This is a genomic window from Pseudoalteromonas sp. AOP7-A1-14 (assembly GCF_052376275.1).
Classification (GTDB): domain Bacteria; phylum Pseudomonadota; class Gammaproteobacteria; order Enterobacterales; family Alteromonadaceae; genus Pseudoalteromonas.
On record NZ_JBQSVO010000116.1, the window covers coordinates 1 to 11,491 of the forward strand.

Sequence of the window (11,491 nt, forward strand, 5' to 3'; positions counted from 1 at the left end):
GTGCGTGGTTATAAGTCATATTTGGTATGGGCGCAGGTTGAACCTAATGGGTGACCCTCCGCCTGACCCTTGAACAACTAATGACTAATTTAATGGCTAAAGAGCAAGGCGCATAACACGGCTTGCTCTTTTTATCCGTCGGGTTCTTAGCCTAAATTTACGGCTAAGTATTTTATTTCATCGCCACTTATCTGTGGTAGAAAATAAATATCTTGGTATTTAAAATATTGTTGCTCGTTAACAGTAACCGCTTCAGCTTCGATAGGAAGTGTGTCGTAGGTTTGCCCAAGTTCATAATTGTTAGCATTCCCTACTTTTACAGCCTTATTAACTAACACTTCAGGAGCATCGACCACTCTGTATCCATTATTATCTGCCACATAGTAAACATTTTGATATGTGTAGTAAGTTGTATTATGGCGTTTAAAATTTGAGTAATGTTTTGGTAATGAGCGGATTCTTAACCCTCTGGGTGGCTTAACAACATGGTAGCCGCGTTTTGCTTTTCGATAATAAATGCCATTACTAAAGGTAAACGAAATACCATTAAACCTAATTGATGCACTGTTACGCGGTATGTTACTAAAGTAGCGTCCAGGCCTGTATGTAGTAACCACATTGTGGCGCCTATTTTTTAGGTAAGTGTATTTACGCTTGTCATGTTTGTAATGAGCAATTTTGCGCTTTCTATCTTTATGCTGTTCGCGTTTTTTATATGCACGCTTTATTTGTTTATTTTTTTTATGAGCTATACGATGTTTTTTGTCTTTACGACGCTCATCACGCTTATGCTCAATACGCTTTGCACGTTCTTTATTAACCTGCTTGTGCTCGTTTGGTGCTCCAAGCGCAGAGCCAGACACACAGCCAAGGGCCAGTAATACTGGTAGTAAATAAGTTAATCTCATAATATTGCCTCGTGTATGTTTTTACATAACTGGGTTCAATATTAGCGCTTTAAACTGAATGGTAACTGACATGTAACGGCTTATAGCTTTATGTTTACAACTTTTTACTGGTATTTACTGTTCTTGACATAACCCAACGTTTTCTTACATTTTATGTGTAGGGTTATGGTTTTTTCAGCAACCTATTATTTTAATATTAGGTGCTTCGCCTTCATTATTTGAGCTAACCGCACTTTATTAGTTGCTGTGGTTATTAAGTTGCTGGATTGGCGCTTTGCTTTATATTGGCTACATTATTTGCCGCGCGCATAACGAAACCTTATTACCTAGGTGGGTAATGGTGCTAACCAGTGTGTTAAATATAGCCCTCGATCCGCTTTTTATGTTTACCATATAATATGGGGTTAGCGGGCGTTGCGTGGACAATATGTATTGCGTTTTTAACGGGTTTTATTGTTATATTTTATACGCTTATTAAACGAAAGCTAATTACCTTTGAGGATATAAAAAACCGTACAGAGCAAGCGGTGCAGACTATAGCTAAAATGATGGCGCCGGCTTTGCTTTCGCAATTTATTCCGCCTATTTTAGCCATGATAGTAACCGCACTTATTGCCGCTTATGGTGGTTTTGCTGTAGCGGCTTGGGGGCTTGCAAATCGAATTGAATATATACAATCATTTTAATTTTAGCGCTTACCATGGCCTTACCGCCCATTGTGGGTAATTTAAAAGGGCGTGTCGAGCTTAAGCAAATAATGAACGTTGTAAAACTTGCTTGCGGTTTTGTTATTGGCGTACAAATTTTATTATCGGTTATTATTTATGCCTTAGCCAACCCACTTGCACATGCATTAGGTGAAAACAACGCCATTGTTTTAAACTTAATTGACTACTTTGCGTTTGTGCCGCTAAGTTACGCTGCGCTTGGCATGTGCATGATCACGGTGTCGGTATGTAATGCATTGGGGTTTCCGACTACGGCATTATTTATTTCAATATTACGGTTATTTTTATGCTATTTACCACTTCTTTGGCTAGGCTCGTATTTTTATGGCTTAACAGGGCTGTTTATTGGTATGGCGTGCGGCAATACCTTGGTGGGTTTTGTGGACTGGCAGCTATTTAAGCAGCAATATAACCGCTTAACTATGCAGTTTAGCGGGCATTCCATTGTTGTTTAATATTATCAAAATTATAAAAAAAGTTATTCCACTATAATTGCAATTATCAAAATAGTTGTATGCAATTTGGCGATAGTGAACAACACAGCGAATCACTTAAGTATTTTCATTATTCAAATGCAGATATTAAAAAGCCCAATTCAGGCCTTGATTTTATATCGCTAAGCTACTCACGCGCACTTTAGGTGAGTAGTTTACTACTTATAATATACGTAAAAACGCCACTAGATCGGCTTGTTCTTGCTTGGTTAAATTAAGTTTAATAAGCAAGTCGGTAGTTTTAGGGAAATGCGGGTCGTTTAGTTGGTTTTTTCGTGGCCTTGGTCTAGCCCCGCCATGGTTATACATACTCACGATGCCTGTTAAATCTTCAAATAAACCGTTATGCATCCATGGAAAACTTCTTGCTAAACCTAGTAATGAAGGAGTTCTAAATTGTCCTATATGATCAGGATTATTTGTGGCATCAAAGCGACCCTTATCTTCAAAGTGTCGGCCGTAGTAATGGAGTCCAGTGTTGTGAAATTTGTTATCACTTAGTAGGGGGCCATTATGGCATGTCATACATTTAGCTTTAGTTCTAAATAAATGTAGGCCGTTTAGTTCATTATCAGATAGTTGCATTACGGCCTTCTTCGGGCTGCTTTTTACACTTGAAATAAAAAGTTTAAAGCGAGTATTTGGAGCAGGTAGTGTTCGCTCAAACGCAACGAGTGCTTGCGCCATTTGCTTTATTGTAAGAGTATTGCTATTGAAGGCGTTTTGATTAAATGCTCGGTAACTCTTATCTTTATTTACTCTGGCTAAAGCTATTTTTGGATCTAGATCCATTTCAATAGGGTTTGCTATTGGCATAAGTGCTTGTTGTAGAGCGGTGCTTGCGCGCCCATCCCAAAAAAAACTTTGCCATTGATTAATACCAAAAATAGCAGGAGTATTACGCGTACCTGTTTGTTCATCAATCCCTACAGCAGTTCTGCGACCATCATGAAAGCCCTTATCGGGCTTATGACAGCTAGCGCAGCTAATGGTTTTATTGCGCGATAATTGCACATCGTGAAATAGTTTTTTTCCCAAATCAACTTGGCTTGGTGCAGAATTAATTTGTTCAACTGAAGATAAAGGCGATACGATTCGTCCATCACTAGTTTCAATTGGAGGCCATTTTGATTGCTCTTCACTATATACTTTTCGCAATACTTTAGTATCAAGCCCATGTGGTTGAGTAGTCAAAGTAATTGCAATACTTAAAATACGAATAAATTTAGTCATATTTGTAGCTTAGCCCTAACCAAAATACTCGACCAGGCTCAATACCTGATGCGCCCTCGGCAACTGTATACGTTCTCTTATTTAATAAATTGGAAATATCAGCTCGTAACTCTAAGCTTTGGGTATTAGTCAGTTTATGTTTGTATTTTAAACTTAGGTTTAGCATTGTTCTGGCGCGTATAGTCTGTTCCTGGTAAATATCAAATAGAGTGGAAACAACTGGGCAGCTAGCACAGACATCCTCTATATCAATACTTTCGCTTCCTCCTGTACTTACAGCTGTATCGTAGCTACCTGAATATGAGATATTTAATCCAGTGCTAAATGAATCGCCCCAATCTACGTTCCAGCCTAAGGCTGCTGTGATAGGTGCTCCGAAATTAGTTCGTATCTGAGATAGTTGACTTAATGTGACCAGTGATCCTTCATCTTTTGCATTAACATAGTAAACGAGTTCGTCGAGTGGGGTGTTATCTACGGTTGCATTATAATTGTCATTTGATATTTCGTTCTCGGCATACGACGTATTTGCCCATACAGAATGGGCACCAAATTGTGCGCTCCATGCTAGTGAAATACGTTCTGAACTTCCCGTTCCTTCATTGCTAATATCAATATAAGTGTACCCATCAAGATCGGTTTCGTCTGAAGTCGTGCGAGAAAACTGCTGATGTTTTTTTCGCTTTACGTATTTTAAAGAAATATTACCAATTGTCTCAAATGCGTGAGCGATACCCAGTGCAAATTCATCATCGTAAGGGGTATTCACGTCATTAAATCGATATTTAAAGCTGCCAGTGTAATTTGAATCTAACCAGTTTTGTAAGTAGCCACTTTCGATAGGCCTATATTGTAGATAAGAAAATTTTTGTTGTTCTTTAATTTTATAACTGATAGTAGCAGAGTCGTAATATCGGTTTAGGCCGCCACTGATAATGGTTTTTTGATTATCAAACACGTCGTACCCTACTGAAATTCGCGGTGCTACATCATGGTTTTGCAAAAAATCATCATAGCTGTAGCGCATGCTTAAATTTACATCAAGTTTACCGTACTTGATGTGGTCGGTAATGTAGAGTGCGTTGCGATTTAAATTTACATCTATGTATTCAGCAGGACTAACAGTTCGACCATTAAAAAATTGCGCAGTAGTAGTTATATTATTACTGTATGCGGTGACGTGCTCCGAGTTGTTAAAGTCAATCTCTCCACCTAATCGTTCAGCTAATTCTTCTATAGGGATGAGAGTTTCGAGTGCTTGACAATCAAGTGAATAACCACTGCAATTAAGTGGGGTATTAGCACTAGACCATATAACTGGCGAACTGTAGTTATAGCCATCTTGAAAGCGCTCACGTTCTATTTGCTGATATTTAATTTCTGCACCAGCCACAACTGAGTGTGTTAATCCTAAGAATTTAAAAGCTTCTAGATTAAATGTATTTTTCCAATTGGTGGTGAATTGGCGGTTATCTAACGCGCCATAACCACCTTGGCTTGAAAAGCGTTCGTCTGCATCGCCTTGGTTAGCGTATTGTCCCCAGTCTTTCCCTTTTGCTTGAAGCCAATTATAAAAATGCGCTGGAGCATCGCGGCTACTGTCGCTCATGTTAAAGTTTAAATTACTTTTCCAAGTTACATATTTAAAGCCTTGCTTTAATTGTATTGCGCTACCATAAGCGCCACCTTCTAACTGATAGTCACTATCAAGTGCATCAGTAATAAAACCATTCACCTCGTAGGGTGAATAGATCATACTAACCGTAAAATTATCAACCCAGCCATCCTTATAGCCATATTTTAGTATGGCGTTAATGTTGCGGCGGCTTTGGGTTTTTGTTTGCCCCAGTGATAAATCACTTATATCACTATTAAGGTAATTTAAACTAAACATCACACCGTGGCGTTTATTAAGTTGCTTTTTACCGCTCAATGAATAGCTTATTTTTTCGTATACTGGAGCCTCTAATTCAGCTTCATTTGTACTGCTTTGCTCAGTTTCATCGTCGGCTTGAATATAATGATAATCAGCCCAATCACTGTGATTCCCGCGTACACTAAAGCTAAAACTATCTTTGCCAAATGTTTCTTTTGTTTTGGTATCAACAACCCCACCAGAAAAACCACCAAATTCAGCCGGAATACTATGATCGTACACAGTGATTGACTCAACAATATCAGAGTTAACATTCATACTTTGCACACCGCCTGACACATCATTACTTGATGATGTTAAGCGGCTACTACTGGCGGGATCAATACGGTTATTGTAGTTCATACCATCAAGTGAAAAACCTGTTTGCCAAGGCTGGGCGCCTGAGATAGATATTTCTGGAGCACTTATCTCTGCTAAGCTTTCAATGCTGAATGCCTCATTGCTTAATTGTACGCCAGGTAAGAGTGCAATTAGCTCATTTATGTCGCCATTACCTTTGGCTGTTGCATCAATAAAACTGCGGTCTAAATACGAACGGCCAATAATTTCAGGAACTTCTATCCCTATGAATTGGCCTTTTACTTCAATGTGCTCGATAGCTTCACATAAACGTTTTTTTTCATCAGTGAGTGTGCTGCAATCTTCAGGAGGAGGTGGCGTCTGCTTTTGCTCGGTCGCGCCATATGCATTATGGGCAAGCAAAAACAGACACGCATAAATATAACGTGTCTGCATTATTTTCTCTTATTTAGTTGCCAATTGGAGTGCTGTCTTCGCTATCAGCAATGCCGTCGTTATCAGCATCTTCATCGGCAGTTAAGCCCGATGCAGCAATATCTTCATTAGTCACATTTGCCAAGAAGAAGTTAGGAAGCCCGTCGTTATCAGTATCAACACTGGCAACACGGTTATCTCTAAAGTCATCTTTGCTTGCAATTAATTCTGCCATTGTGGTGTAAAGGTCAAGTTGGTCGGCTTCACCATTTACATTGTTATTTACAAGCGCTGTAGCTTGCTCGTATTGCCCAAGTAAGGTATGTGCTTCGACTAAATCTTCCATAGCATCAATAATGACAGTATCGGCTTGCGCTAAAATAAGCGTTTCAATACCGACGACAAGTGCTGAGGTTTGTGTTTTCACAATGCTGTAGGTGCTGGCAAAGTCAGTAATGTTGCCTGCATTAGCTCCCATGCTAGAAAGCATGCTGTAACGTTCCCAAAAGCCAGTTGCAGATGGACTAAGTAGTATTGTTTCAATTTTTAATGATTCGAGTATCTCAAGTAGTTGGTCACTTGTTAACGTGCTTAAATTTTCGTTTACTTCAGCTATTGCACTATTAAATGTAGTTAAGGCTAAGTCGGTAAACCCTGCGTTTACTAAATAACCTAATGTTTCTAATCGGTATTCAAAGCGGTCTTCAATATCTTCTAGTACACTAATTTTACTTAGTAATTGCGTGTTTATTGCGGGGATTTCGTCAGTTAAGCCTGCGCGGTCAAGTGATACCATTACATTGCTATGAACAGTAATTGCAGAGGTGTCGGTTAAAGTTCGTAATGTGCCTGTATTTAGTTTATTCAACATGGTTAAACAGCGATTTGCGGCGGCAGCAGTATCTGCGCCGACTTCTCTACTAATGGTGACCAGTAAACCGCACCCTTTATAGCCAGCTAAGAAAGAGGTAGATGACTCTGCACTTATGTACTCGTCAGATGAAATAAACTCACCTGCATAGGTTAATACGTTTTTCGCTTGTTCGGTATACCCGTACTGATATAAAATTTGCGCTGTGCCTGGGTTGTTGTCTGTTTTGACTAAACTTCTGAAAAACTCATTATAATCACCTTCCTCGGTAAAAAAGGTAAAGGCCTCAGCTGCTGCATCGGCCACTGAATAGCCAGACATAATGCTTTTAGTTACGCTAAAGCTATACATAATTTGTTTAGCATCACTAATATCATGCTCAGATGTAAGTAACGCAAGTGCAGGATTTTCTTCGAGATCATAAAGGCCTTCTAATAACCCCGCAAGCGTGCTTAATGGGTAAGTATATGTACCTAATGTCGCTTGTGCGTATTCAGATGCTGCAAAGTCGTAGTTTTCGTCTATGCCTGTTACACCATAAAGTGACATGGCTAAGTTTACGTATTCACGGGCGAGCTCAAGTGAGTTTGCTCGAAATAAAACTTCAGCAGCCCATGCAGTATAAAGCGCTCTAATTTTTTCTACTTTTTCACCCGCATAATCGCCACTGCCACCTTGAATTTGGTAACCTGTATTACTCGAAATATTTACCAGTGCAGCAGCAAACGTTTGTGCTGTAAGTTGATTGGCATCAGTTGGGTCAGCTGCATATACGTCTAATGCACCTTCGGCTGCATTTTTAAGCGCTGTTTGAAAGTAACCATACGTTGTTGAGTATTGCTCTTCACGTACAATCTCTGCGTAGCTATTAATGGTATTTAGCAGGGTTTCTGCTTCTTCAGTTTGCCCTACATCCATATAATCATTGACTAAACCAAGTAACCAAGCTGCATCGTTACGGTTAATGTTTTCAAACCCTTTTTCAGCTAAATACTGGTTGTAAGCAGCTAAAGCACGTGAGCGATATTGCGCACCTTGTTCTATTTCGTTGATATTATCTAAAGCAACTGCTACATCTTGTAGGCCACTAGCCAGTTCTGTTTGCTCGTTAATGAGTAATAAATAGTCTTCGGCTGTATCTAAAAACCCAGCACGTGCATACGCTGCTGCTTGAACTTGGTATACGGTATAACGTGAAATTTCATCGTTAATACTTTCGTTTACAATATCGGCTTGTTTTAAGTGTGATTTACTAGAGCTGTAATAAAAATTACGTTTGTCTTCATTTTTCACATAGGAAGGGCTTAGTGTAATGCTGGCCGTAATTGGTTTATCAATTACACCATCCGTATAGCTTATTTCGAATGCTTCATTAATTGAACTTAATGTTTGCGCTTCAAAGATAAATTCGCCCGTGCTTTCGTTTATTGTAATTACACCATTTTCAGGGGGGGTTACCAGCGTAAATGTTAATTCATCTCCATCGGCATCAGTTACGTTAATAGCCCCCTCTGTTGTTGATGATGAGGTAACAAATACGCTCGTTGTCTGTAATACCGGCGCATCATTAATATTTTCGACCGTAAAGCTTAGCGTTATATTTGAACTAAGAGAACCGTCGCTAGCTGAAATTGAAGCACTATCACTACCAAAAAAATCGGCGTTAGGGGTATAGGCAAACTTACCATTTGCTTCTACCGTTATAGTCCCGTTACTTGGCGCGTTTGCTAATGTGTAGCTAAGTGCGTCGTCGTCGGTCGCCGTTACTTGAGCAGTAAATGAAGTGTCTTCGTTTACAGTAAAGCTTAAATTAGGTTGTGCAAACTGTGGAGCTGTGTTGCCTGAGCCACCACCACAGCCAGCTAAAGCAAGGGAGCATAATATTGGGGTATATTTAATAAATTTGTTCATTGTTGTTAATATAAAGGCTAGTGATGTTGCGAATGATAACGCATATCAGTTAGATTCAAAAGTGTGGTTTGTATTTGTATTATAAATAGTGAGTATTCAATTGAGGCTGAAAATGGGCCTAAAAGTAAAACCCTGCGCTTAACAGGGGTTATATTGCAAATAAGAGAATGTTACTAAAATGAGGAGTAGGTGTACCAATTATTTAGTTAAGATCGTTAATAAGAAGAAGGGGGAAGTTTTTAGCTGAACGCGGCTGCCAATTACCAAAATCAATATTGCGAACTTTGAAATACTCAAGCACTTTAGGTGAATACGTCCAGCCACGGGCGCGCTGCTTTATAGCTGCGCTGCGTAAATTTGCGCCAAGCCCCACCGTTAATAGGTCGTGATTTACATTTAGCTTTTTATAAAAGGCTTTTTCGCGCAGGCTTGCTTTATTTATCACCTCATCATAATGAGCACGTAAAGTTTGCCACTTTTCGCTTTTTTGCGGCTCTTTTAAATGTTTAACCATGGCCTCAATATCGCTATCTAACCATTTTGCTGAGGCTGCATCACCATGCCAACCAATAATTGTATTGGGTACAATTGTAGTAGGGTGTCCGGCTAGTAACACATAATTAGCACACGATGAAAAACAAAACTGTTTTATATTTACGGTTAACTTATAAGCCAAAATTAGTTCGGCTAAATTCATTCCTAAATCAATGTTTCCGCCGCCGCTGGTAATAGTAAAGGTATTAATTGTGGGATTGTTTTTTAAAAGATCAGCTGCTGTATTATTATTTTGTTTATTGATTTCGCCACTATAAATAAGGGTCTTATCACTTAAGGTGACTTGAGCCTGTAATACAGTTGGGAGTATTAAAAAAAGAGTAAAAATGAATTTATGCATGTGGGTTTTGAATGAGTATTTTTGCCAAAGCCTACGTAAATTGGCTAAACGTGGCAAATATTAATTTGGTTAAAGTAGTTAACCCCTTTTAACCCATTCTTAACCCTTGCCCTAATAAACTATGTGTAATGATGTAAATTAGGCATAGTTTAATGGTTTATTTTAAAAAGCACTCAACTGTTTTATTGCTTGCACTTAGCTGTACGCTTGCTGCGTGTAGTAGCCAGCCAAGCTATACAGGTAATAGCACCGAGCAATCGTTAAAGCAGCATTCAAATTGGCAATACACACAAGATGATGCAACCGAGATAAGTTATATCACTGATTTAGTGAATATAGCGGGACTTGATCCGCTTATTGAGCAAGCCGTTGCAAATAACCCTTCATTTAACCAAGTGCATGTGGCGCTAAAACTTGCTTATGCACAGCGCGATGTTACCGCAGCAAGCCAGTGGTTTAGCGTAGATGCCGATTTTGACGCGCAGCGTAACGAAACTACCGGCACGCAGTACAGCTCATCGGTAGGGATTAGCTGGGAAGCCGACGTATGGCAAAAAATTGCTGATAACGTTGCCGCGCAAGATATGACCATTGCCAGTAATCAAGCCACTTTCCAAGGCGCTAAAGACACCTTAGTAGCAAGCGTTATACGCACGTATTTAAACATTATTTTACAGCAAAATTTGCTAGACATAGAGCAGCAACGCTTAACAGTTTTAGAAAATAACGAACAAAGCATTGTTGAGCGTTACCAATACGGTTTAGGCGATTTAGAAGCCCTTGATACCGCCCGCACCGATACGTTATCGACCCGTGCCACTATTGCCGATTACCAAGAGCAAATAGCGCAAGCTAAACGCGCTTTAATATTATTAGTGGGTGTTGATAAGCTTGAAAACCTACCTACGACTTCTGTTTTACCTGAGGTTGTTGAGCCTCTAAGCGCGCTACCTGAGCAAGATTTAGCGCGTCGCCCCGACCTACAAAGTGCCTATTACAATATTCAATCTAAACGCTATTTAGTTGATGTAGCTTACAAAGATTTACTGCCAAGCATTACGCTTTCAGCATCACTTAGTGATATAGCAACGACACCAAGCCAAGCGTTATTAACCAGCCCAGTTTGGAACTTGTTGGGAAGTTTAAGTGCGCCATTGTTTCAAGGCGGGGCATTGCGTGCACAGGTTGATATTGCAAAATTAAATGCCGAACAAGCGTTTTGGGAATATCAAGACACCTTATTAAGCGCCGTAAACGAAGTAGAAAATGCGCTAGGCCAAGAGCAATCATTAACGCAGCAGCAGCTACAAATTAGCAAAGCGCTTGTCAGTGCTAAGCGAAGTTTTAGCAATTATCAAAGCAAATACCAGCAGGGGTTGGTTGATATTTTAGATCTACTAACCGTGCAGCAACAGGTGTACGACCTACAAGCTCAGCTTAGCCAAATAAATTACACCCTTTTAACTAACCGTATAGATTTAGGCCTTGCCTTGGGCCTTGGAGTATCGTCATGAAAATTTCGCCAGTACCTGTTGTTGTAACTCTTGTTGCCATTGTTTGTATAGGGCTTGCTATTTCATATAACGGCCAAAAAATGGCTCAGCAAGCAAATGGCCCAAAGCCAGCGCCAACTGAATCTATAGCGCCAAATGTAACGGTAATTAATGCTATACCAAGTACGTATCAAGCATATGTTAGCGGCCATGGTGAAGCCAAAGCACATTGGGCACTTACCTTAAAAGCGCAAGTTAAGGGCGAAATAACGAATATGAGTGAGCAATTTGCTACGGGTAATGTAGTC

Annotated in this window: 9 protein-coding genes and 1 pseudogene; 5 read left to right on the forward strand and 5 right to left on the reverse strand. The window is 39.7% G+C overall.

What is annotated here, in order from left to right:
* Positions 1-146: 146 nt before the first annotated feature.
* Positions 147-908 carry a DUF6515 family protein gene (locus tag ACT3RM_RS14865; RefSeq protein WP_441835680.1) on the reverse strand — a complete coding sequence of 254 codons (762 nt, stop codon included), beginning with the start codon at positions 906-908 and terminating at the stop codon, positions 147-149.
* A gap of 398 nt (positions 909-1,306) precedes the next feature.
* On the opposite strand from ACT3RM_RS14865, the gene ACT3RM_RS14870 reads away from it, so the two are divergent.
* Genes ACT3RM_RS14870 through ACT3RM_RS14880 form a run of 3 tightly spaced genes read left to right on the forward strand, consistent with a single transcriptional unit; the run spans position 1,307 to position 2,276 of the window.
* Positions 1,307-1,594 (forward strand): hypothetical protein, encoded by a 288-nt coding sequence (locus tag ACT3RM_RS14870; protein ID WP_441835679.1) that lies wholly within the window; start codon positions 1,307-1,309, stop codon positions 1,592-1,594.
* 14 nt (positions 1,595-1,608) lie between these two features.
* Positions 1,609-2,091, forward strand: a complete 483-nt coding sequence (locus ACT3RM_RS14875; RefSeq protein WP_441995197.1) for an MATE family efflux transporter — start codon at positions 1,609-1,611, stop codon at positions 2,089-2,091.
* Positions 2,092-2,150: 59 nt separating this feature from the next.
* A complete protein-coding gene (locus ACT3RM_RS14880; protein WP_441835558.1) occupies positions 2,151-2,276 on the forward strand; it encodes an acyloxyacyl hydrolase in 126 nt (41 codons plus the stop codon).
* A gap of 16 nt (positions 2,277-2,292) precedes the next feature.
* Here the strand turns inward: ACT3RM_RS14880 and ACT3RM_RS14885 are convergent, their stop codons facing one another.
* The 4 genes from ACT3RM_RS14885 to ACT3RM_RS14900 form a co-directional block, all read right to left on the reverse strand.
* Positions 2,293-3,363 carry a cytochrome-c peroxidase gene (locus tag ACT3RM_RS14885; RefSeq protein WP_441835559.1) on the reverse strand — a complete coding sequence of 357 codons (1,071 nt, stop codon included), beginning with the start codon at positions 3,361-3,363 and terminating at the stop codon, positions 2,293-2,295.
* Positions 3,356-6,034 (reverse strand): porin, encoded by a 2,679-nt coding sequence (locus ACT3RM_RS14890; RefSeq protein WP_441835560.1) that lies wholly within the window; start codon positions 6,032-6,034, stop codon positions 3,356-3,358. Before ACT3RM_RS14890 ends, ACT3RM_RS14885 begins: the two co-directional genes overlap by 8 nt.
* Positions 6,035-6,047: 13 nt before the next feature.
* A complete protein-coding gene (locus ACT3RM_RS14895; protein ID WP_441835561.1) occupies positions 6,048-8,795 on the reverse strand; it encodes an Ig-like domain-containing protein in 2,748 nt (915 codons plus the stop codon).
* A 202-nt stretch (positions 8,796-8,997) separates the two neighbouring features.
* Positions 8,998-9,690, reverse strand: coding sequence for a hypothetical protein (locus ACT3RM_RS14900; protein WP_441835562.1), 693 nt, complete (start codon positions 9,688-9,690; stop codon positions 8,998-9,000).
* Between the two features lie 152 nt (positions 9,691-9,842).
* Between ACT3RM_RS14900 and ACT3RM_RS14905 the strand changes: the two genes are divergently transcribed.
* Complete coding sequence (locus ACT3RM_RS14905; protein ID WP_441835563.1) at positions 9,843-11,204, forward strand: TolC family protein; 1,362 nt, start codon at positions 9,843-9,845, stop codon at positions 11,202-11,204.
* Positions 11,201-11,491 (forward strand): annotated as a pseudogene (locus tag ACT3RM_RS14910) (efflux RND transporter periplasmic adaptor subunit); the annotation flags it as partial. The gene ACT3RM_RS14905 and the pseudogene ACT3RM_RS14910, both read left to right, overlap by 4 nt.